The organism is Streptomyces sp. NPDC046821, from assembly GCF_040645335.1.
Taxonomy (GTDB): Bacteria; Actinomycetota; Actinomycetes; order Streptomycetales; family Streptomycetaceae; genus Streptomyces.
Genome location: NZ_JBEYYB010000016.1, coordinates 77,572 through 100,442 on the forward strand (window position 1 = coordinate 77,572; position 22,871 = coordinate 100,442).

15 protein-coding genes are annotated in these 22,871 nt (G+C 71.5%); 5 read left to right on the forward strand and 10 right to left on the reverse strand.

Features of this window, described 5'->3' with window-relative positions:
• Positions 1 to 10: 10 nt before the first annotated feature.
• On the forward strand, positions 11 to 1,339 hold the full coding sequence (locus ABZ893_RS30110) for an AarF/ABC1/UbiB kinase family protein (RefSeq protein ID WP_361409921.1): 1,329 nt from the start codon (positions 11 to 13) through the stop codon (positions 1,337 to 1,339).
• A 43-nt stretch (positions 1,340 to 1,382) separates the two neighbouring features.
• Here the strand turns inward: ABZ893_RS30110 and ABZ893_RS30115 are convergent, their stop codons facing one another.
• From ABZ893_RS30115 to ABZ893_RS30135, 5 genes are all read right to left on the reverse strand, one after another.
• The gene (locus ABZ893_RS30115) at positions 1,383 to 1,616 is read right to left on the reverse strand and encodes a hypothetical protein (protein WP_361409924.1); all 234 of its coding nucleotides are present in this window, start codon (positions 1,614 to 1,616) and stop codon (positions 1,383 to 1,385) included.
• Positions 1,617 to 1,700: 84 nt separating this feature from the next.
• Positions 1,701 to 2,030, reverse strand: coding sequence for a hypothetical protein (locus ABZ893_RS30120; RefSeq protein WP_361409927.1), 330 nt, complete (start codon positions 2,028 to 2,030; stop codon positions 1,701 to 1,703).
• Positions 2,027 to 2,395: a WhiB family transcriptional regulator gene (locus tag ABZ893_RS30125; protein WP_127832347.1), complete on the reverse strand. Its 369-nt coding sequence runs from the start codon at positions 2,393 to 2,395 to the stop codon at positions 2,027 to 2,029. The genes ABZ893_RS30120 and ABZ893_RS30125 overlap by 4 nt, the downstream gene beginning before the upstream one ends.
• A gap of 172 nt (positions 2,396 to 2,567) precedes the next feature.
• Positions 2,568 to 2,894: a hypothetical protein gene (locus tag ABZ893_RS30130; RefSeq protein WP_361409929.1), complete on the reverse strand. Its 327-nt coding sequence runs from the start codon at positions 2,892 to 2,894 to the stop codon at positions 2,568 to 2,570.
• Between the two features lie 162 nt (positions 2,895 to 3,056).
• The gene (locus tag ABZ893_RS30135) at positions 3,057 to 5,276 is read right to left on the reverse strand and encodes an ATP-dependent DNA helicase UvrD2 (protein WP_361409932.1); all 2,220 of its coding nucleotides are present in this window, start codon (positions 5,274 to 5,276) and stop codon (positions 3,057 to 3,059) included.
• Between the two features lie 254 nt (positions 5,277 to 5,530).
• On the opposite strand from ABZ893_RS30135, the gene ABZ893_RS30140 reads away from it, so the two are divergent.
• On the forward strand, positions 5,531 to 5,770 hold the full coding sequence (locus tag ABZ893_RS30140; RefSeq protein WP_361409935.1) for a mycoredoxin: 240 nt from the start codon (positions 5,531 to 5,533) through the stop codon (positions 5,768 to 5,770).
• A 79-nt stretch (positions 5,771 to 5,849) separates the two neighbouring features.
• Here the strand turns inward: ABZ893_RS30140 and nudC are convergent, their stop codons facing one another.
• The 5 genes from nudC to ABZ893_RS30165 form a co-directional block, all read right to left on the reverse strand.
• On the reverse strand, positions 5,850 to 6,803 hold the full coding sequence (nudC, locus tag ABZ893_RS30145; protein ID WP_361409938.1) for an NAD(+) diphosphatase: 954 nt from the start codon (positions 6,801 to 6,803) through the stop codon (positions 5,850 to 5,852).
• Positions 6,804 to 6,892: 89 nt separating this feature from the next.
• Positions 6,893 to 8,314: a dipeptidase gene (locus ABZ893_RS30150; protein WP_361409941.1), complete on the reverse strand. Its 1,422-nt coding sequence runs from the start codon at positions 8,312 to 8,314 to the stop codon at positions 6,893 to 6,895.
• Between the two features lie 10 nt (positions 8,315 to 8,324).
• The gene (locus tag ABZ893_RS30155; protein ID WP_361409944.1) at positions 8,325 to 11,912 is read right to left on the reverse strand and encodes an ATP-dependent DNA helicase; all 3,588 of its coding nucleotides are present in this window, start codon (positions 11,910 to 11,912) and stop codon (positions 8,325 to 8,327) included.
• A gap of 180 nt (positions 11,913 to 12,092) precedes the next feature.
• Complete coding sequence (locus ABZ893_RS30160) at positions 12,093 to 15,443, reverse strand: ATP-dependent DNA helicase (RefSeq protein WP_361409946.1); 3,351 nt, start codon at positions 15,441 to 15,443, stop codon at positions 12,093 to 12,095.
• Positions 15,444 to 15,718: 275 nt separating this feature from the next.
• Positions 15,719 to 16,084: an MGMT family protein gene (locus ABZ893_RS30165; RefSeq protein WP_361409949.1), complete on the reverse strand. Its 366-nt coding sequence runs from the start codon at positions 16,082 to 16,084 to the stop codon at positions 15,719 to 15,721.
• 171 nt (positions 16,085 to 16,255) lie between these two features.
• On the opposite strand from ABZ893_RS30165, the gene ABZ893_RS30170 reads away from it, so the two are divergent.
• The 3 genes from ABZ893_RS30170 (at position 16,256) to ABZ893_RS30180 (ending at position 22,757) form a co-directional block, all read left to right on the forward strand.
• Entirely contained in the window at positions 16,256 to 19,309 is a 3,054-nt protein-coding gene (locus ABZ893_RS30170; RefSeq protein ID WP_361409952.1) for a lysylphosphatidylglycerol synthase domain-containing protein, read from the forward strand.
• Positions 19,310 to 19,466: 157 nt separating this feature from the next.
• Positions 19,467 to 21,014 (forward strand): alpha/beta hydrolase, encoded by a 1,548-nt coding sequence (locus tag ABZ893_RS30175; RefSeq protein WP_361409955.1) that lies wholly within the window; start codon positions 19,467 to 19,469, stop codon positions 21,012 to 21,014.
• Positions 21,015 to 21,188: 174 nt separating this feature from the next.
• On the forward strand, positions 21,189 to 22,757 hold the full coding sequence (locus ABZ893_RS30180) for an alpha/beta hydrolase (RefSeq protein ID WP_361409958.1): 1,569 nt from the start codon (positions 21,189 to 21,191) through the stop codon (positions 22,755 to 22,757).
• The last annotated feature ends 114 nt before the right edge of the window (positions 22,758 to 22,871 follow it).

Consider the following 22,871-nt stretch of genomic DNA (forward strand, 5'->3'; position numbering starts at 1 on the left):
GGAGGGGCATATGTCTGATCTTCCCCGGAAGGCGGTCACCCGTACCGCCAAGCTGGCCGCGCTGCCGCTCGGCTTCGCGGGGCGCGCGACCTGGGGCCTCGGAAAACGTATCGGCGGCAGATCCGCGGAGATCGTCGGGCGGGAGCTGCAACAGCGCACGGCGGACCAGCTGTTCAAGGTGCTCGGCGAGCTCAAAGGCGGCGCCATGAAATTCGGGCAGGCCATGTCCGTCTTCGAGTCCGCCCTCCCCGAGGAGATCGCCGGCCCGTACCGTGCCGCGCTGACCAAGCTCCAGGAAGCCGCGCCGCCGATGCCCACCCAGACCGTCCACACGGTCCTGGCCGAACGGCTCGGGGACGAATGGCGTGACCATTTCCAGGAGTTCGAGGACAAGCCCTCGGCGGCCGCGTCGATAGGGCAGGTCCACCGGGCCGTCTGGCACGACGGGCGCACGGTCGCCGTCAAAGTGCAGTACCCCGGCGCCGGTGAGGCCCTGCTCTCCGACCTGACCCAACTCGGCCGCTTCGCCCGCCTCCTCGGCCCGCTGATCCCCGGCATGGACATCAAGCCGCTCATCACGGAGCTGCGCGACCGGGTGTCCGAAGAGCTCGACTACGAACTCGAGGCCAAGGCCCAGCGCGCCCATGCCGAGGAGTTCGCCGACGACCCCGATGTGCACGTGCCCGACGTGGTGCACCAGTGCGAGCAGATCCTCGTCACCGAGTGGATCGACGGAACGCCCTTGTCCGAGGTGATCGTCGACGGCACCGACGAACAGCGTGACCGGGCGGGACAACTCCTCGCTCGTTTCCTGTTCTCGGGACCCGCCCGCACCGGCCTCCTCCACGCCGATCCGCACCCGGGAAATTTCCGCCTGCTGCCCGACGGGAAGCAGGGCTGGCGGCTGGGCGTCCTCGACTTCGGCACGGTCGACCGGCTTCCCGGCGGCCTGCCGGAGACGATCGGCACCTCACTGCGTATGACCCTCGCGGGCAACGCGGAGGCGGTCTATGAGCTGCTGCGCACAGAGGGCTTCGTCAAGGAGAACATCGAACTCGAACCCGACGCGGTCCTCGATTACCTGCTGCCGATCATCGAGCCGGCCGTGGTGGACGAGTTCACCTTCACCCGCGGCTGGATGCGCAGCCAGGCCGCCCGCATCGCCGACCTGCGCTCCCCCGCCCACCAACTCGGCAAGCAGCTCAACCTGCCGCCGTCCTACCTGCTGATACACCGCGTGACGCTCAGCACCATCGGAGTCCTGTGCCAGCTCGGCGCGACGGTACGGCTGAGGGACGAACTGGAGGACTGGGTACCGGGATTCGCGCCGGGGGCGTGACCGACGCGGGCGGGCCGCTTCGCACTCGCGGGCGCGCCGCTTGTCACCACCACTCCGAGTCGAGGCGTCCCTCGATGGCTCTCAGGTTCTCCCGGGCGCACCGCTCGCAGTAGTGCAGGCCGGTCCCGTTCTCCACGGAGTAGGTCCAGGTGGGCGGGGGGCCTTGGGCGGTGGCGCCGCAGAGGGCGCACACGACGGTGCCGGGTTCGGGCTCGGTGTCGGGATCGGGCTCGGTGTCGGGCCGCTGCGTGGAGTGCCCGTCGGAAGAAGACGTCACGCCTCGACGATATCGCCGCGCCCCCGAAGGTGCGGGGACGCACCGCGGGGGCCGGTCCGTGGTGGACCGGCCCCCGCGGGGTGATCACTGCATGACCGCCATGGCGAGCGCGCGGCGGGCGCGCAGCGAGGCGCGTTCGGCACGGCGCTGCATCCGGCGGGCCGTCATCAGGCGCATGGCCCGGCGTTCGGTCTCGGCGGCGCGCAGTTGCTCTTGCTGTTGCATATGCGCGCGAGCCAGGGCTTCTGGGATGAGTTGCATCTCACGGGTCCTGTTCTGACGCGACTCGTGCGCGCCGGTGGTGGTGAAGTCTGAGAGGGCGGAGCCGGTGGGCTCGCTGGTGGACGGCGTCATCGGGGCCTGCTTCTGGGGGTCGTGCGTCAGGGGGCGGTCGATCGTTCCTCGTGCGTTCATGCCGCGACCGGGTTCTTGCGCGGGCGGCCACGCGGCCGCTTCCGGGCGACGACGACGCCCTGGACGAACAGCTCGCCACCCCAGACGCCCCAAGGCTCACGGCGCTCCTTGGCGCCGGCGAGGCAGGCCTCGACCAGCGGGCAGGTGCGGCAGAGCGACTTGGCGTACTCGACGTCCGCCGGCGACTCCGCGAAGAAGACCTCGGGGTCATAGGCACGGCAGGGGACGGGTACGCCGAGGTTCTCGATGGCGTTGTCGAGCGCGGTGAGCGCGGTCAGGGGGTTCAAGGTGGAGTCCTCCGTGAGGCCGGGCGGGGGGAGAGTGTCGGAAGGCGGTACTGACGGGGCGTGCGCTTCGAGTTGCACGGTGTTGTCTTCCTCGTCTGTTCGTTCCGGCCTGGTGGGCCGGGTGGCGGTGGTACCGGGTCTTTTCTTGTCCCGAGGCCCCTTCGTTCCGTTGTCCCGTACGGGCAAAACAGAAGGGCCGCGGATCCCGGGTGGGGTTCCGCGGCCCTGAAGGCGCCGGTCTGATCGAAGATCAGACTGGATCACTCCAGGGTTCGAGCCCACGGAAGGCCCACATCGTGTGGTGGTGCGTCGTCGTCTGCTTCCGGGATCCGGCACCGGCCGCCGCAAGGGCATAGGCCTGGGCCTGTGCCGTCGCTACTGCTTCCGGTGCCTTGGTCGGTCGCTCATTGCCCTCGCGGACGCGGACGTCGGCGAGAGACAGGAAGGACTCCGGACGGGCGGCGGGAATGCCGGACATACCGGTGCCCAGGTTCGAGAAACCGAGCAGGCAGGAAGCGACGACCGAGCGATCGGTCATTTTGGCGGTGCTGATGAAGCTGGCGTTGATGCTGATCACTGGAATTCGCCTCCTCTCGGCGTCTCTGGGACCGGTGATACCGGTCCGACGGCTTTAGTACAGCACGGAACCAGGGCCTCGGAGAAGAGGCGCTGTTTCCGTGCTTAAGAACCTATGGGGCTTGCTGGGGCATGTGCAAACTATTTTTCCGACGAGTTTCCGTCAGGCCTCGTCGTCGGTTCCCACAGGCTCCGCACCTGGGGTATCACCTGCGCAGATGGCCAGTACGTCGGTGCCGAACCGGTTGAGCTTGCGCATCCCGACGCCGGGGATCCGGGCGAGTTGCGCCGCGTCCTCGGGCATGGTTTCGGCGATGGCGACGAGGGTCTTGTCGGTGAAGACGCAGTAGGCGGGCTGTCCGAGCTGCTCCGCCTGGTCGGCGCGCCAGTCGCGGAGGCGCTCGTAGAGGCCTTCGTCCATGTCGGAGGGGCAGTCCTCACATCGCATCAGCTTCATCTCGCCGGCGTCGGTAAGGGTGCGTCCGCAGACACGGCAGCGGGCGACCTTTCTGTCGGCGCGGCGTCGGACGGGGCCGGTGGAGGTGCGGGGGGCCGACGGCGTTCCGTGTTCGACGCCGCCCTGTCCGGTGCTCGTGCTGCGGGCCGCGGCTCCGGTGCTGCCGGGGCGGATGCCGTCGAGGAAGCGGCTGGGGCGTCTGTTGGGGCGGCCGCCGGGTGAGCGGGAGAGGGCCCAGGACAGGCTGAGGTGGTGGCGGGCCCGGGTGACGCCGACGTAGAGGAGGCGGCGTTCCTCCTCGATCTGTTCGTCGGTCTTGGCGTAGGTGATCGGCATCATGCCCTCGGTGAGGCCGACGACGAAGACGGCGTCCCATTCGAGGCCCTTGGCGGCGTGCAGGGAGGCGAGGGTGACGCCTTCGACGGTGGGCGCGTGCTGGGCGGCGGCGCGTTCGTCGAGTTCGGCGACGAGGTCGCCGAGGGTGGCGGCAGGCTTGGCGCGGGCGAAGTCCTCGGCGAGGCGCACGAGGGCGGCGAGGGATTCCCAGCGTTCGCGGACGGCTCCGGAACCGGCGGGGGGCTGGCTCGTCCAGCCTTCGCCGGAGAGGACCGCGCGCACCTGGGAGGGCAGGTCGACGGCGTCTTCGAGAAGCGTGTCGTTGTTACCGAAGCGGGCGGCGCTGCGCAGGGCGTGGCCGGCTTTGCGTACTTCGGCGCGCTCGAAGAAGCGTTCCGCGCCGCGGAGCTGGTAGGGGATGCCGGCGTCGGCGAGGGCCTGCTCGTAGGTCTCGGACTGGCCGTTGGTGCGGAACAGGATGGCGATCTCTCCGGCGGAGACGCCGTCGTCGATCAGGGCGCGGATACGGCGGGCGGTGCCTTCGGCTTCCGTGGGTTCGTCGGCGTAGTCCGTGTAGGCCGGTTCCGGGCCTCGCTCCAGCTGGGAGACGAGTTCGAGGCGGTGTTCGGCGGCGCGGCCCCGGGCGTGGGAGAGGAGGGTGTTCGCGAGGTGGACGACCTGGGGGGTCGAGCGGTAGTCGCGGACGAGCTTGACGACGGTCGCGCCGGGGTGGCGGGTACGGAAGTTGAGCAGGTGGTCGGGGGTGGCGCCGGTGAAGGAGTAGATGGTCTGGCTGGCGTCGCCGACAACGCAGAGGTTGTCCCGGTCGCCGAGCCAGAGTTCGAGGAGCCGCTGCTGGAGGGGGCTGACGTCCTGGTACTCGTCGACGACGAAGTGCTGGTACTGGGCGCGGACCTGCTCGGCGATGTCGTGGCGGTCCTGGAGGATGCCGACGGTCAGCAGGAGGACGTCTTCGAAGTCGATGACGGCCCGGTCGCGCTTGAGGGTCTCGTAGGTGGCGTAGATCTGGGCGGTCTCGGCGGGGTCCCTGGGGGTGTCGCGGCCGGTCTTGGCGGCTGCGGCGGCGTAGTCCCCTGGGACGGTCTGGGTGACTTTGGACCACTCGATTTCAGCCGTGACGTCGCGCAGCTCGCCACGGTCGAGGCGGATGCGACAGGCGGCGGCCGCGTCGGCGACAAGCTGGATCTTCCGGTCGACGAGCCGGGGGAGGTCGCCGCCGACCGCCTTGGGCCAGAAGAACTGGAGCTGGCGCAGGGCCGCCGAGTGGAAGGTGCGGGCCTGGACTCCGCCGGCGCCGAGGTGGCGGAGGCGGCCGCGCATCTCGCCTGCCGCGCGGTTGGTGAACGTGACGGCGAGGACGCTGGCGGGCTGGAGTATTCCGGCGCGGACTCCGTACGCGATGCGGTGGGTGATGGCGCGGGTCTTGCCCGTGCCCGCTCCGGCGAGGACGCACACCGGTCCGTGCAGGGCGGTGGCCACGGCGCGCTGCTCGGGGTCGAGCCCGTCGAGCACCGCGTCGGCCGTGTCCGGAACCTGCGGGAAGAGGGTGGAGTGCGTTGCTGCTGTCACCCCGCCATGCTGCCAGGTCGGTGGGTGCGGGTGCGTCGCGTTGTCCACAGGGGGCGCGTGCAGTCGTATTAATGCGGTGCGCATCACGTGCGCGGGCTCACGAGAGTGCGGTGCGCGTCACGTACGCAGGCTCGGAGAGTGCGGTGCGCGTCACGTCTCGCGGTGTTCGGCCCGGAACGGGGAATGGTGGCCGGGTCATGTGCGTTCGACCTTTTGCTACTACGCATCCCGAGCCGTAAAGGAGCACGAAGAACATGCCGGGGACTGTGACGATGTACAGCACGACGTGGTGCGGCTACTGCCGTCGGCTGAAGGGCCAGATGGACCGCGAGGGCATCCAGTACACCGAGGTCAACATCGAGCAGGACCCTGACTCGGCGGCGTTCGTCGAGAAGGCGAACGGCGGGAACCAGACGGTTCCGACCGTTCTCTTCCCGGACGGTTCGACGCTGACGAACCCTTCGCTGGCGCAGGTCAAGCAGAAGCTCGCCTGACCGGAGCGGGTGCACCCCGGCCAGAGCCCGAGGGCTCGTGGCCGGGGTTTTGTACGCCGTCGGCTTGTGCGGCGCCGTCTTACGCGGCGTCGCCCGGCTTGGGCAGGGGCTTGCCGTACCAGAGCTCGATGAGACGGGCCGCGATCGAGATTCCGTAGGGAGGGATGACCTCTCCGGACTCGAACGCGGCCCGCAGGTCTTCGCGGGAGAACCAGCGGGCTTCGTGGATCTCCTCGCCGTCGACGTTGATCTCCGACGAGGTGGCGCGGGCCATGAAGCCGAGCATCAGGCTGGACGGGAACGGCCAGGGCTGGCTGGCGACGTACTCGACGTCCTCGCCGACGACGACTCCGGCCTCCTCGAACACCTCGCGGCGCACGGACTGTTCGATGGACTCCCCGGGCTCGACGAAGCCGGCGAGCGTCGAGAAGCGGCCTTCCGGCCAGTGGACCTGGCGGCCGAGGAGCGCGCGGTCCTGGTCGTCCGTGACGAGCATGATCACCGCGGGGTCGGTGCGCGGGTAGTGCTCGGCTCCGCAGGCCTGGCAGCGGCGGACGTGGCCCGCGGCGGCGATGACGGTGCGCTCGCCGCAGCGGGAGCAGAAGCGGTGCAGGCGCTGCCAGTTCTCCAGGGCGACGGCGTGCGTCATGAGGCCGGCGTCCCGGTCGGACAGGAGGAGTCCGGCCTCGCGCAGGCCGGCCGGGCGTGCCGACTGGTCCATGCGGCCGGGGAGGCTGTCCTTCTGGAGGGCGAAGTAGCTGACGCCGTCGTCGTCGGTGCCCAGGAAGTAGCGGTGGGACTGCGTGGGGGGTGCCTCGAAGGCCGGGGTCATGACCAGTTCGGTGGCGCCGTCCGCCGTCTCGTCGATGAGCACCTGTCCGCCGGAGACCACGAAGACGCGGGTGGTGGGGTGGCTCCAGGCTGCGGCGAGCCAGGCCTCGTCGAGGCGGTGGTGTGCGGCGCGGTCGATGCCGCTCGGCGCGGAGAGCGCGAGCGGGCGGTCGGCTGCTTGAGCGGTCCAGGTGGTGGTCACGGGTACTTCCAACTCCCCCTGTGGAACGGGTTTTCCGGCGGGACGGTGCGGCTGGGCGGGTGCGGTGTGCGGCGCGTGGGGTGGCTCATTCAGTGTGCATCGCGCCAGTTCTCCGCGAGGTCGCCCCACAGGTGGGCGGCTGTTTCGACGCCCTTCTTGAGAAGGTCGAGCTCGACCTTCTCGTTCGGGGCGTGCCAGCCGTCGGAGGGGACGGAGATGCCGAGGAAGAGGACGGGTGCGTCGAGCACGTCCTGGAGGTCGGCGGCGGGGCCGGAGCCTCCCTCGCGCGTGAAGCGGATCTTCTGGTCGAACGCGAGGCCCATGGCACGGACCACGGACTGGAGCGCGGGGTGGTCGAGCGGCGTGAGGCAGGGGCGGGTGGCGCCGAGGAAGGTGATGGTGTGGCGGATCCCGGCGGGGAGCTGCCCGGCGACCCACTCGGCGACGGCCTTCTCGATGCGCTCTGGGTCCTGCCCCGCGACCAGCCGGAATGACAGCTTCAGCATCGCGGACGACGGGACGATCGTCTTGCCGCCGGGTCCCTGGTAGCCGCCGCCGATGCCGTTCACCTCGGCGGTGGGGCGGGCCCAGATCCGCTCGAGCGTGGTGTGGCCGGCCTCGCCCTGGGTGGCGTGCGAATGCGCGGTACGCAGCCACTGGGCCTCGTCGAACGGAAGCTCGGCGAAGAGTTCCCGTTCGCGGTCGGTGAGGGGCGTGATGCCGTCGTAGAAGCCGGGGACGGCCACGCGCGCGTGCTCGTCGTGCAGGGCGGCGACGAGGCGGGCGGCGGCCATCGCCGGGTTGGGTACGGCGCCGCCGAAGGAACCGGAGTGGATGTCCTGGTCGGGTCCACGGAGTTCGATCTCGCACTCGGCGAGGCCGCGCATTCCGGTGCAGACGGTGGGGGTGTCCTCGGACCACATGCCGGTGTCGGAGACGATCACGGCGTCGGCGGCGAGGCGGTCCTTGCGCTGCTCGACGAGGGCGCGGAAGTTCGGCGACCCGGACTCCTCCTCGCCCTCGATGAGGAGCTTGAGGTGGACGGCGGGCGTCGTGCGGCCGGTGGCGGCGAGGTGGGCGCGGACGCCGAGGGTGTGGAAGAACACCTGCCCCTTGTCGTCGGCGGCTCCGCGCGCGTGCAGGCGGTTCCCGATGACGACGGGGTCGAACGGGTCGGTGTTCCAGCCGTCCTCGCGGGCCGCGGGCTGCACGTCGTGGTGCCCGTAGACGAGGACGGTGGGGGCGTGCGGGTCGTCCGAGGGCCAGTCGGCGAAGACGGCGGGGGCGCCGGGCGTCTCCCAGATCTCGGTGGTCGGGAAGCCGGTCTCCCGGAGCTTCTCTGCGAGCCAGTCGGCGCTGCGGCGCACGTCGGGTGCGTGGTCGGGCTGGGCCGACACGGACGGGATGCGGAGCCACTCGGCGAGATCCTGGAGGAACGCGTCGTGGTGGGTCTCGATGTACGCACGGACGGCGCTGACGGCGTTGTCCGCGTTGTCGGCTGGCTTGCTCATGTTCCCGACCTTATCCGCCCGCCTGGGCGTGCTTGTCCGGCGGTTCCGGTGCGGTCCGTTCGTCCAGGCCAGGGCCGTGCTCTGCGACAAGGAGACGTTCCAGTTCGGCCCGCCCGGGGAGGTCGCGGGGCGTCACGGTCTCGCCGTCGCGGACGTACACGAACGTGGCACGCACGGACTCGGGCGCAAGCCCGTGCTGCTCGGCCCAGGCCAGCCGGTAGACGGCCAGCTGGAGGGGATCCCCGGTGCGGCCGCGCGCGGTCTTCCAGTCGACGATCTCGTACGTGATGTCGTCGCCGTCGCCTTCTTTGTAGACGGCGTCGATGCGGCCCCGGATGACGCGGCCCGCGAGGGTGATCTGGAACGGCGTCTCCACGCGGTGCGGTGTGCGGTGCGCGTAGGGCGTGCGGTCGAAGGCTTCCTTGAGGGTTTCGAGGTCGCGTTCGTCGGCGATGTCGGCCTCGCTGCCGGGGATCTCCTCGGGGCCGAGCATGGGCAGGCGGAGCTCTTCGAAGCGGGACTGGACCCAGGCGTGGAAGCGGGTGCCGCGGCGGGCGGCGGGCTGGGGCGGGCGGGGCATGGGGCGCGCCAGGTCCTGGGCGAAGCCGTCGGGGTCGGCGGCCAGGTGCAGGAGCTGGGAGGCGGTGAGAGTGGTGGGCAGGGGGACGTCCCGGACGGCCTGACGGGAGCGGAGGAGCTCGCCGGTGAGGGCGTCCAGGTCGCGGTCCCAGGAGGCGATTGTGCGGGTGTCCTCCGGGGTTAGCGGGGGGTGGGCGTCGGGGGCGGAGGCGGGCTGGGGGGCGGCGTGGGCGTCCTGGGTGTGAGCGTCGTCGGCGTGGGCGTGGGCGTGGGCGTCCTGAGGGTGGACGTGGCTGTCGGCGTCCTGAAGCTGGGCGTGGGCGTCGGCGGCCTGAGGGTCGGCGTCCCGGTGGCTCGTCTGGTGCGGGAGCGTAGGCCGTTCCTGGGTCAGCTCGTCCCAGTCCGTCGATGCCTCCAGCTCGTCCCAGTCGTCCCACTCGTCCCCGAACGGCTCCTCCTCGGGCGCGGGCGGCCACTCCGGGTCCTCGTACGTCGCCGGGTGTTCCCCCGCGTCGCCTTCCGCCAGGGTTTCGAGGTGGGCGAGGACCGTCGCCGCCGCCGCGCGCCGCCGCGCCATCGCCTCGTCGTCGAGCGGAAGCGGCCACGCCTGCTCGGCCGACGCCTCCTGGAGCGCGGGATTCTCCTCGCCCTCCTCCGGTTCGTCGGCCCAGACCTCGATCTCTCCGTGTCCGGCGGCGCAGTGGTCGTAGAGCGCCTGGAGGAAGTCGGAGGGGCCACGGGGCTTCTTCTGGGCGGGGCCCCACCAGTGGCCCGAGCCGAGGAGGAGGGTGCGGGGGCGGGTGAACGTGACGTAGCCGAGGCGGAGTTCCTCGGTCCGCTGGTGTTCCTTCATCTCCTCGTGGAAGGCCTTCATAGCCTTGGAGTCCCACGCCTCGATGTCGGGCAGCGTGGCGGCGTCGCCACGCAGTTCGTGCGGCAGGACCTTGCTCTGGGCGGTCCACTTCTCGCGGCCCTGGGCGCTGGGGAACGTACCGGTGACGAGGCCGGGAACCGCTACGACGTCCCACTCCAGGCCCTTGGACTTGTGGGCGGTGAGCACCTTCACGGTGTCCTCGCCGCCGGGCAGCGCGTTGTCGAGGCCCTTCTCGTACTGGGCTGCCGTGCGCAGGAAGCCGAGGAACGCGAGCAGCGTCGCGGAGCTGTCGTTCGCGGCGAAGGAGGCGGCGATGTCGAGGAAGTTGGACAGCGTCTCGCGGCGGCGCGCGGCGAGGGCGTGCGGCGAGGCGGCGAGTTCGACTTCGAGACCGGTGACGGCGAGGACGCGGTGGAGTACGTCCATCAGCGGGTCGGCGAGCGAGCGGCGCAGGTCACGCAGCTCGGTGGCGAGGCGCGCGAACCGTACGCGCGCGTCGGCTGAGAAGGGCAGGCCGTCGTCGCCCGGCTCGTCGAGAGGGGTCTCCAGAAACGTGTCGAGGGCGTCGGCGAGCGATATCACCTCGGAGGGGTCGACCCCCTCGACGGCTTCGGCGAGGCGGCGGTCCGGGTCGTCGTCGCCCCCGCGCGCGTGGGCGACGAGATGGCGGGCGCGGCGGCCGAGGAGGGCGAGGTCGCGGGCGCCGATGCGCCAGCGGGGGCCGGTCAGGAGGCGGACCAGTGAGGCGTTGGCCCCGGGGTCCTGGAGGACTTCGCAGACGGCGACGAGGTCGGCCACCTCGGGGAGGTGGAGCAGGCCGGAGAGGCCGACGACCTCGACAGGGATGTCGCGCGCGACGAGGGCGCCCTGGATCGCGGCGAAGTCCGTCGCCGTGCGGCACAGGACGGCGATCTCGCCGGGGGCGGTCCCGGTGCGGACGAGGTGGGCGATGGAGTCGCCAAGCCAGTCGATCTCCTCGGCGTGGGTGCGCAGGAGGGCGCTGCGGACGACGCCGTCGCGTTCGGCGCCGGGGGCCGGGCGCAGGGCTTCGACGCCTTCGTGGAGCGCGCGCAGCGGCTGGGCGAGGTCGTTGGCGAGGTCGAGGAGGCGGCCGCCGCTACGGCGGTTCTCGCTGAGGGAGAAGCGGGTGGCGGGGCGGCCGTCGGCGTGGGCGAAGTGCTCCGGGAAGTCGTCGAGGTTGGCGACGGAGGCGCCGCGCCAGCCGTAGATCGCCTGGCAGGGGTCGCCGACGGCGGTCACGGCGTGGCCGGTGCCCGCTCCGAAGAGGCCGGCCAGGAGGATGCGCTGGGCGACGGAGGTGTCCTGGTACTCGTCGAGGAGGACGACGCGGAACTCGTCGCGCAGGATGGCGCCGACGTCGGAACGGGTGCGGGCCAGGGTCGCGGAGAGGGCGATCTGGTCGCCGAAGTCGAGGAGGTCGCGGGTGCGCTTGGCCTCGCGGTACCGGGTGACGAGTCCCGTGAGGGCGAGGCGGGCGGCGGCTGCCTCGGGGACCTTGCGCAGGTCGGCGTTGCTGAGCTTCTGGCCTTCGAGGGTGCGCAGGAGATTGGTGTCGTAGGCGCGCAGGGCGTCGGGCTGGACCAGGTGTTCGGCCAGCTCGGCGTCGAGGGTGAGCAGGTCGCTGACGAGGTCGGCGAACGACCTGGTGAGGGCCGGGTAGGGGCCCGGCGCCTCACGCAGGACACGGGCGGCGAGCTGAAAGCGGGTGGCGTCGGCGAGCAGCCGCGCGGTGGGTTCGAGGCCGATGCGCAGGCCGTGATCGGTCAGGAGCCGCCCGGCGAAGGCGTGGTACGTGGAGATCACGGGCTCGCCCGGGGGGTTGTCCGGGTCGATGACGTCAGGGTCGGTGACGCCTGCCTTGATCAGTGCCTTGCGGACGCGCTCGGCGAGCTCGCCGGCGGCCTTGTTGGTGAAGGTCAGGCCGAGTACCTGTTCGGGAGCGACCTGTCCGGTGCCGACGAGCCAGACGACGCGGGCGGCCATCACCGTCGTCTTGCCCGACCCGGCTCCGGCCACGATCACCTGCGGGGCGGGCGGCGCCGTGATGCAGGCCGTCTGCTCCGGGGTGAAAGGGATCCCCAGCAACTCCTTGAGCTGCTCGGGATCGGTGAGTCGCGTGGTCACCTCATCGACACTAACCGGCCCCACTGACAGCCCCGGACCGCTCCCGGACCCATCCCGACGGATCCGGGCGGGCTCCGGCCGGACCAGGCCAGTCCGGTCGGGCGTCGCGGACGGCGAACGTCACCGAGGAGAGGCGTACGTCACGCCCTGAACGTCACCCGGCCTCCGCCACGCCACCCGTCACTCCACGACGTGCTTCCCCTCCGGCCGCGCGCTGCACGAGGCGCGGAACGCGCAGTGCGTGCAGTGCTGTCCCGTAGTCGGCGAGAAGCGTTCGTCGAGCACCTTGCCGGCTGCGGTGGCGAGCAGGTCGCCGACCCATGTGCCCTCGCCGTCCTCTCCCCCGTCACTGAGAGGCTGCTGCGCCTGCGTCTTGGGCAGGGCGTCGCCGCCGTCCTTCTTGGCGGCGCCCTGGCGCAGATGCACGAGTTCGGCGCCGCCTGGCTCAGGGCGTTCGCCGCCGAAGTGTTCGTCGACGGCGCCCTCGCGGACGGCGAGCTGGTAGACGGCGAGCTGCGGGTGGCGGGCCACATCGGCGGCACTGGGAGCGTTCTTGCCGGTCTTGAAGTCGACTACGTAGGCGCGGCCTTCGGTGTCGCGTTCGACGCGGTCCATGGAGCCGCGGATGCGTACTTCGTAGGAGCCCGCTTCGAGGGTGACGTCGAAGGAGTGCTCGCTCGCCACGGGCGTACGGACGCGGCCGGAGTCGACGTGCCACCGCAGGAAGCGTTCGAGCGCCACGCGCGCGTTCTCCTTCTCCTGCGTCGACTTCCAGGGGGCGTCGAAAGCGAGGGCGTCCCACACCGAGTCGAGGCGCTCCATGAGGACGTCGAGATCGGCCGGTGTCCGGCCGGAGGCGACCTCGTCGGCGAGTACGTGGACGACGTTCCCGAAGCCCTGGGCGGCCGTGGCGGGGGCGTCGGCCTTCACCTCGCGGCCGAGGAACCACTGCAGGGAGCAGGTGTTGGCGAGCTGGTCGAGGGCGCTTCCGGAGAGCACGACGGGCTTGTCCCGGTCGCGGAGCGGAATCCGGCTCTCCGTCGGGTCGTCCATGCCCCACCAGCGGTAGGGGTGCGCGGACGGCACCAGAGGGCGTCCGTCGTCGTCGGTGAGGGCGGCGAGGCGCGCGAGGCGGCGGGCAGCTGCGTCGCGCAGTGCCGCGGACTGCCGGGGGTCGACAGTCGTGGAGCGCAGTTCGGCGACGAGCGCGGCGACGGCCAGGGGGCGCCTGGGGCGGCCGGTCACGTCCTGCGGCTCCACGCCGAGTTCGGTGAGGAAGCGGGACGGCTGGTCGCCGTCGTCGGCGGGAGCCTTGACCGCGGTGACGACGAGCCGTTCACGCGCGCGCGTGGCGGCCACGTAGAACAGGCGGCGCTCTTCGGAGAGGAGCGCTCCCGGGGTGAGGGGTTCGGCCAGCCCGTCGCGTCCGATCCGGTCGGCTTCGAGGAGTGAGCCACGGCGCCGCAGATCGGGCCAGAGCCCTTCCTGTACGCCGGCCACGACGACGAGGCGCCATTCGAGGCCCTTGGAGCGGTGGGCGGTCATAAGACGTACGGCGTCGGGGCGTACGGCGCGGCCGGCGAGGGTGTCGGCGGCGATGTCCTGGGCCTCGACCTCTTCGAGGAAGTTCAGGGCGCCACGGCCTCCGGTGCGTTCCTCCGCGCGGGCGGCCGTCGCGAAGAGGGCGCACACGGCGTCGAGGTCGCGGTCGGCGTTGCGTCCGGCGGCGCCTCCCCTGCGGGCGGCGCGTTCCAGGCGCTGGGGCCACGAGGTGCCGTTCCACAGCTGCCAGAGGGCCTCTTCGGCGGTGCCGCCTGCGGTGAGCACATCGCGTGCCGCGCGGAGCAGGGCGCCGAGGCGCTGGGCACCGCGCGCGTGGGCGGGGTCGTGCGCGGCCAGGCGCTCGGGCTGGGCGAGGGCGCGCGCGAGGAGCTCGTCGGAGGGCGGCGGTACGTGGTTCCCGGCGGCGCGCTCCTCCTCACGCAGGGCACGGCCGAGCCGGCGCAGGTCGGCGGCGTCCATACCGGCGAGGGGCGAGGCGAGGAGGTCGAGCGCGGTCTCGGTGTCGAGCCAGACGGGGGGTTCGGAGTCGTCACCGGGTTCGGCGGCGCTGTCCTCCGTGACGCCCGCCTCCGCCCCCACACCGAGCGCCACCGCCCGCAGCGCCGTCAGCAGCGGCGTGACCGCCGGCTCGTGGCGCAGCGGCAGGTCGTCGCCGTCGATGTCGAGAGGGACGCCGGCGGCGGTGAGGGTGCGCCGGATCGCCGGTATGGAACGCGTGCCGGCCCGGACGAGGACGGCCATGTCGCTCCAGGGGACGCCGTCCTCGAGGTGGGCGCGGCGCAGGATGTCCGCGATGTTGTCGAGCTCTGTGCCGGAGGTCGGGTACGTGTAGACCTCGGCCCGGCCGCCGTCCCGCGCGGGGGTGAGGTCACGGTGGGCGCGCACCTTGTCGGCAGGGAGCCGCGTCAGGGGCATCCGCTGGGTGATGCGCCGGGTGGCGTCCAGGAGGCGCGCCCCGGAGCGGCGGGACGTCGTGAGGACCTCTACGGGGGCCGGGTTGCCGTCGGCTCGCGGGAAGTCGTGCGGGAACTGGAGGATCCCGTTCACGTCGGCGCCGCGGAACGTGTAGATCGACTGGTCGGGGTCTCCGAAGGCGAGCAGCGTGCGGCCGTTGCCCGCGAGGGCGTGCAGCAGCCGGACCTGGGCCGGGTCGGTGTCCTGGTACTCGTCGACGAACACGGCGTCGTAGCGCGTGGCGAGCTCGTCGGCGACCGGGGTGCGGTGGGCGAGGAGGACCGCGCGGTGGACGAGTTCGGCGTAGTCGAGGACGCCGTGCAGGTCGAGGACGTCGAGATATTCGGCGAGGAAGGTGGCTGCGGCCTTCCAGTCGGGGCGGCCGATGCGCCGGGCGAAGGCGTCGAGCGCCGCGGGGCCGAGGCCCAGTTCGCGGCTGCGGGCGAGCACGGCGCGGACCTCGTCGGCGAAGCCGCGCGTGGTGAGGCAGGCCCGCAGTTCGTCGGGCCAGCGCACATGGGCGAGCCCGGCCCGCTCCAGGTCCATCTGGCCGGCGAGCAGCTCGCGTACCGCGACGTCCTGTTCGGGACCTGACAGCAGGCGCAGGGGTTCCGCGAAGAGGCTCGCGTCCTGGTGGGCGCGGACGAGGGCGTAGCAGAACGAGTGGAACGTGGTGGCCTGTGGTGCGCGGGCGGCGCCGATGCGCCGGGCCATGCGGTCGCGCAGTTCGACGGCGGCCTTGCGGCTGAAGGTGAGGACCAGGATGCGCTCGGGGGCGGTGCCCTTGGCCACGCGCGCGGCGACCGCCTCGACCAGCGTCGTCGTCTTGCCCGTACCCGGTCCCGCCAGGACGAGAAGCGGGCCCCGTTCATGGTCAACCACGGCGCGCTGCCGTGCGTCCAGACGAGGGGGGTCCACCGGGTCCGGCGGGGTACGCACCAGTCGGTACGCGCCGGGGGTCCCCTGTCGTACCTGGCGGTGCGACAGGTTCCGGGTGGAGGGAGGGGAGCTCACGTGGATCGCTGGTCCTGGTGGGTGTGCGGGGGCAAGTGGGCGGCCGGCGGCCGTCCGGGCGGGGTGGTGGCGGCGGGGTGAGGCAGGTGTGCGCCGTCGACGCTACGCCGTCGAGTGTGGCGGAAGCCGGTCTTCCGTCGGCTCTCCCGGGCCCCGTGGGGCGCGGGTGTGCCGCGATTCACGAACGCGCGCGGTGGCGGCGGAGTGCCGCGTTCACCTTGTTTCCCTCTTACGGGCCACGGGCCCCCCGTTCGGGCGTGCGATGGCGGAAGCTGTCAGGTGTGAGATTCCGCGCGTTGTCCGCCGTCCCATCGCGCGCGCCTCATGTCGAGGCGCGGGAGGTTGCCTCCGGACGCGCGCGAGGCCTGTCGCAAGGGGGTGCCCTCGGTCCGGTAGTGCTCCAGGGCGCGCAGTTCGTGTCCGGGCAGCAGCACACCGTCCGAGCGGACGACCCGCCACCACGGAACGGCTCCTCCGTAGAGGGCCATCACGCGGCCGACCTGGCGCGGTCCGCCGTCGCCCAGCCACTCGGCGACGTCTCCGTAGGTCATGACGCGCCCGGACGGGATCAGTTCCGCGACCTCGAGCACCCGCTCCGCGTACTCCGGCAGCTCACCCGCCGCACCGCTCTCCTCGCTCATCCGGCCATCCTGCCGCACCCCACCGACACTGTGACGGCCCGCTCACGGGACGTGGAGAGGCCCGATGACGACACGCGGAGCCGTGTTTGCGGGATACTTTGCTCCCCCGCATCGCACCCTGATGCCCCCTTGTGTCGGTGGGACGTGCCACCATCGTGCGGGCGGTGACTGGTGATACGAGATCAAGAAGAGACGACGGAGCAGCAGGGCGTGCACCCCGATAAGGCGGAGGGCACGTCCGGGGCTTCGGCGCGCCCGGACACCGGTGAGGCCGACCACACCCCCTCGTCCGAGCACCCCGGCCACCCGGCCGTGGCGGAAACGGGCGGGCGGGAAGCGGCGGCGAAGGACGACAAGAAGGAAGCCGGCCGGACCGAGGTCCCCCTCGTCGACCCCACATCCATCGACGCGGACACGCACGCCGAGCGGGTCGAGGGGGACGAACCCCTCCTCCCCGCGCGCGTGCACCGCCCGTCCGATCTCATGCGGCTCCTGGTCGGCGTACTCGCGATCGTCGTGGTGCTGGCTGTCGCGGCGTTCGCACACGGAACGACGTCCGGTCTGCAGCAGGACATCAGCAAGGGCACGGGGGCCGCGCCCGACCTCCTGATCAAGTTCGCGGGGCTCGCGTCGAGCATCGCGATCCTCCTCGTGCCGGTCGCCTTCGCGATCGAGCGGCTGATCAAACGGGACGGGCTGCGCATCGCCGACGGTGTGCTCGCCGCCGTCCTGGCGCACGGGGTGACGCTCGCGACCGACCTGTGGGTCGCGCAGGGCGCGCCGCAGTCGATCCAGGACGCGCTCACCCGTCCCTCGCCCGGCGACATCCACGCGCTGACCGATCCGGTGCACGGCTATCTCGCGCCCGTCATCGCCTATATGACGGCGGTCGGGATGTCCCGAAGACCACGCTGGCGTGTGGTGCTGTGGGTGGTGCTGCTGCTCGACGCGTTCGCGATGCTCGTCACCGGGTACACGACGCCGTTCGCGATCGTCCTGACGGTCCTGATCGGCTGGACCGTCGCCTACGGAACGCTCTACACGGTCGGTTCGCCGAACGTGCGGCCGACGGGCCAGAACCTGCTGGCGGGCCTGCGGCACGTCGGGTTCCACCCGGTGAGCGCGTCCCGCGAGGAGGCCCACGAGGGCACTACGGAGAACGGCGACAGAGGGCGGCGGTACTTCGTCACCCTGGAGGACGGCCCGCCCCTGGACGTCACGATCGTCGACCGTGAGCAGCAGGCGCAGGGCTTCTTCTACCGCGTGTGGCGCCGTCTGACGCTGCGCGGCATCACCACGGGCCGGAGTCTGCAGTCCCTGCGCCAGGCGCTGGAGCAGGAGGCGCTGCTCGCGTACGCGGCGATCGCGGCGGGCGCCAACGCGCCGAAGCTGATCGCGACTGCCGAGCTCGGCCCCGACGCGGTCATGCTCGTCTACGAGCACACGGGCGGCCGCTCCCTCGACGCGGTGCCCGACGAGGAGATCACCGACGACCTGCTGCGCGACACGTGGCACCAGGTGCAGGCGCTCCAGTCGCGGCGTATCGCCCACCGTCGGCTCACCGGCGACGCCATCGTGGTGGATCGTTCCGGCACGGTGATCCTCACGGATCTGCGCGGCGGCGAGATCGCGTCCGGCGATCTGATCCTGCGGATGGACATCGCGCAGCTCCTGGCCACACTGGGCCTGCGCGTGGGCGCCGAACGGGCGGTGGCGTCCGCCGTGGGCGTGCTCGGCCCCGACGCGATCGCCGACTGTCTGCCGCTGCTCCAGCCCATCGCCCTGAGCCGTACGACGCGCTCGACGCTGCGCAAGCTCGGCAGGGAGCGTGCCCAGCGGGAGCGCGAAGCCGTACTCGAGGCGTCCCACCGGGCGAAGCAGGCCCGGCTCGAAGAGGCCGCCCTGGCGGAGACAACCTCCGCCCGGGCGTCCTCCACGGGCGCGGTGGCCGCACAGCGCACCGAGCGCGGCGAAGTGACAGAGCCCCTTCCGGACAGCACCGGAACCCTTCCGGACAGCGCCGGAACACCGACCTCCGCCGGGAAACCGGCGTCTACGGAGAAGGCCGACAAGAAATCGCCCTCTACGGAGACGCCCGTCGCGAAGACCGGGCGGCAGGCCGGGAAGGCTGAGCGGCAGGCCGAACGGCAGGCGGAGAAGGCCGAGCGGCAGGCCGAGAAGAAGGCCATCGACGAGGCCCTGGAAGAGGCCCGCGAGGAGGATCTGCTCACCCAGATCCGCCACCAGGTGCTCCGCATCCGCCCGCAGGCGCCGGTCGAACCGGCCCGTCTGGAGCGCGTCAAGCCGCGCACCCTGGTGAGTTACATCGCCGGCGCCATCGGCGCGTACTTCCTGCTGACGCAGCTCACCCAGACCGAGTTCGGCACGCTCTTCCGCAACGCGCAGTGGGGCTGGGTGGCCGCGGCCGTCCTGTTCTCGGCGCTGAGCTACTTCGCCGCGGCGATGGCCCTACTCGGGTTCGTCCCGGAGCGCGTGGGGTTCCTGAGGACCGTCGCGGCGCAGGTCGCCGGCTCGTTCGTGAAGATCGTGGCACCGGCCGCCGTCGGCGGCGTCGCGCTCAACACGCGCTTCCTCCAGCGCGCGGGGGTACGCCCCGGGCTCGCGGTGGCCAGTGTCGGCGCGTCCCAGCTCTTCGGTCTGGGCGCCCACATCCTGATGCTGCTGACATTCGGCTATCTGACCGGCACGGAGAAGACGCCGTCCCTGTCGCCGTCCCGGACGGTCATCGCTGGCCTGCTGACGGTCGCGGTGCTCGTGCTCGTGGTGACGTCGATCCCGTTCCTGCGGAAATTCGTCGTCACGCGCGTGAGGTCGCTCTTCGCGGGTGTCGTGCCGCGCATGTTGGACGTGCTCCAGCGGCCGCAGAAGCTGCTCACCGGCATCGGCGGGATGCTGCTGCTGACCGCCTGCTTCGTGATGTGCCTGGACGCGTCGATCCGCGCCTTCGGGGACTCCTCGACGACCCTGAGCGTGGCCAGCGTCGCCGTCGTCTTCCTCGCGGGCAACGCGCTCGGCTCCGCCGCGCCGACGCCGGGCGGTGTCGGGGCCGTCGAAGCGACGCTGACGTTCGGCCTGATCGCCGTAGGACTCCCCAAGGAGGTCGCGGCCCCGGCCGTGCTGCTCTACCGGCTGCTGACCCTGTGGCTGCCGGTCCTGCCGGGCTGGCTCTTCTTCAACCAGCTCTCCCGGAGAGGGGCTCTGTAGGTCACCCGCCTCTCCCGGAGAGGGGCGCTGTAGGTCACTCGCCTCTCCCGGGGAGGGGCTCTCCAGGTCACTCGCCTCTCCCGGGGAGGGGCTCTCCAGGTCACTCGCGCGGCCCTCGCCCCGAGCATCCCTCCAGGTGTAGGCGCAGGATGGATACATGCCGACTCCGCCCCGGCCGCGTGCCGCTGCCCTGGCCGCCGTCGCCGCGCTCGTGATCTCCCCCCTCGCGGCGTGCGGCAACAGCAGCGCACAGCACGTGGACCTGCAGTCCCAGACCCTCGACTGGAAGGACTGCCCCGCGCCCGCCAACTCGGAGGGCGGCGGCCCCGCGCCCTCCCCGCTGCCCGGCGGCACCGCGTGGCAGTGCGCCACCATGAAGGCGCCCCTCGACTGGAACAACCCCAAGGGCGACACGATCGACCTGGCCCTCGTACGCGCCAAGGCCTCCGGCCCAGCGAACCAGCGCATCGGTTCGCTCGTCTTCAACTTCGGCGGCCCCGGCGGCTCCGGAGTCACCACGCTGCCCGCCTTCGGCAGCGAGTACGCCAAGCTGCGCACGCGCTACGACCTGGTGAGTTTCGACCCTCGCGGCGTCGGCCGCAGCGACGGCGTGAAGTGCGAGAACGACCAGCAGCTCGACCAGTTCTTCCAGCAGGACTCCACACCTGACAACACCGCCGAGACGAAGCAGCTCGTCAGCAACCTCACGCAGTTCAACAACGCCTGCGAGAAGAACTCCAAGCCGGTACTCCCCCACGTCGCCACCACGGACGCGGCCCGCGACATGGACCTGATGCGGCAGGTCCTCGGCGACAAGAAGCTGTACTACTTCGGGATCTCGTACGGCACGGAACTGGGCGGCGTGTACGCGCACCTGTTCCCCAAGAACGTGGGGCGCGCGGTCTTCGACGGCGTGGTCGACCCGACGCAGAACTCCGTGGAGGGCGCGCTCGGCCAGACCAAGGGGTTCCAGCTCGCCCTCGACAACTACGCGAAGGACTGCACCTCCAAGCCCGAGCCGTGCCCGGTGGGCAACACCCCCGAAGAGGTCGAGGCGAAGATCGCGAAGCTGCTCAAGGACCTGGACGCCAAGCCGATCCCGGGCGTCTCCCCGCGCCAGCTGACACAGACGGCGGCGACGAACGGCATCGCGCAGTCGCTCTACTCCAAGGACTTCTGGCCGTACCTCACGGAAGGCCTCCAGCAGGCCTACGACGGCGACGGCAAGATCCTGATGCTGCTGTCGGACTCGCTGAACGGCCGTAACGACAACGGGACGTACAGCAACATCCAGGCAGCGAACGTCGCGGTCAACTGCGCCGACGACAAGTCGCGTTCCACGGTGGCGGACGTCCGGGCGATGCTTCCGCAGTTCCGCGCCGCCTCTCCCGTGTTCGGCGACTATCTGGCGTGGGGAATGCTCAGCTGCACGGACTGGGCGGTCCCCGGTGCGGCCTACCACCCCACGGTGAGCGCGCCCGGTTCGGCGCCGATCGTCGTCGTCGGCAACACCGGCGACCCGGCCACGCCGTACGAGGGTGCGCGCAAGATGGTCGACTCGCTCGGCAAGGGTGTGGGCGTGGAGCTCACGTACGAGGGCCAGGGGCACGGCGCGTACGACAGCGGGAACACGTGTGTGCAGAACGCCGTGAACGACTATCTGCTGAACGGGACCGTGCCCAAGGCCGGGACGGTCTGCAAATAGCCCCGGAGTTGGGGGCGCGGGCGCTGAATTCCCTGGTCAGGCGGTTGCGAGGGGCGTTGCCAGAGGCGCTGCCTAGGATGGTCTGACTGTCTTCGGATCTGACAGTTTTCGGATCTGCCTGCCTTCGGATTCTGACCGGGGCAGGCCAGGGGGATCGCCAGGGGGGAGATGCCGGTGTCGCGTCGTATGCGTTCGCTCGCGCTGATGGCCGCGGGATTGCTGATGGCCGGTGCCGTCGCGGGGTGTGGCGGGCCGGGGGACCCGTCCGGGAACGGTGAGCGGAAGGGGCAGGCCCAGCCACCGCCGTCCCGGTCCGCGCAGAACACCGGCACCGATCCGGCGCTGCCCGCCGCGCTCACGTCGCAGCGGCTGCACTGGGGAGCCTGCGAGGCCACCGACGACAGCGCCGCTCCCGGTCCCGAATGGCAGTGCGCGACGCTGAAGGCGCCGCTCGACTACGCGAAGCCTGAAGGGAAGACCATCGGCGTCGCCCTCATCCGCGCCAAATCCACGGGCGGCGGACGTGACGGCTCCCTCCTGTTCAACTTCGGCGGACCGGGCGGCTCCGGAGTCTCGCTGCTGCCCGCCTTCGCACCCCGCTACGCGAAGCTGCGCGAGCGGTACGACCTGGTGAGCTTCGACCCGCGCGGCGTCGGCCGCAGCGAAGGGGTGCGCTGCCGCGACGACAAGGCGATCCAGGCCGCCGAGTCCGTCGACCTGACGCCGGACACCCCGGCCGAGGAGCGCGCGTACTTCCAGGACGCCGCCGACTTCGGCGCGGGCTGCGCACGACAGGCCGGCAAGCTGCTCGGACATCTGTCGACGGACGACACGGCCCGCGACATGGACCTGACGCGTCAGGTCCTCGGCGACGACAGGCTGCACTACCTGGGCGTGTCGTACGGGACCCAACTGGGCGGTGTCTACGCCCACTTGTTCCCCGAGAGGGTGGGCCGGCTGGTCCTGGACGCCGTGGTCGACCCGACGACGGGCACCGTGGGTCACGCACTGGGTCAGACGCGGGGCTTCCAGCGGGCCCTCGACGACTACCTGAAGGCCACCGGCCAGAACCCGGATCGCGGGACGCAGAAGATCGCCGCGCTCCTGAAGCGGCTCGACGCGAAGCCGCTGCCGACGGCGGACGGCCGCAAGCTCACCCAGTCGCTCGCGACGATCGGCATCACCATCACGCTGTACAGCAAGGGCAGTTGGCCCTCGCTGACCAGCGCGCTGGCCGCGGCCGAGAACGGTGACGGCACGGAGCTGCTCGCGCTGGCCGACGCGTACAACGAACGGAATTCCGAGGGGCATTACGGCTCGCAGAGTCACGCACAGCGGGCGATCTCCTGCCTCGACGACAAGGAGCGGCCGACGCCGGCGGAGGCGCGGAAGCGGCTCGGCTCGTTCCGCGCGATCTCGCCCGTCTTCGGGGAGTTCATGGCCTGGGACACGGCGGGCTGGTGCCATGACTGGCCGGTGCCGGGCCAGCACGCGACGCCCGAGGTGAGCGCGCCCGGGGCCGCCCCGATCCTCGTCGTGGGCAACACCGGGGACCCGGCGACCCCGTACGAAGGCGCCCGCCACATGGCCGACGAGCTGGGCAAGGGCGTCGGCGTGGAGCTGACCTGGAAGGGCGAGGGGCACGGCGCCTACGGGAGCGGGTCGGCCTGTGTCGACTCGACGGTGGAGGCGTATCTCCTGGAGGGCCGAATACCGCGCGACGGCAAGGTCTGTACTTCCTGAGAACGGTCTTCCTGAGGACGGCCCGCACCCGGGCGCCGGAAACGGCGAACGGGTCCCGCACCTGAGGTGCGGGACCCGTTCGGAAGAGCTCAGCCGGCCGCGTGGGCCGACGGA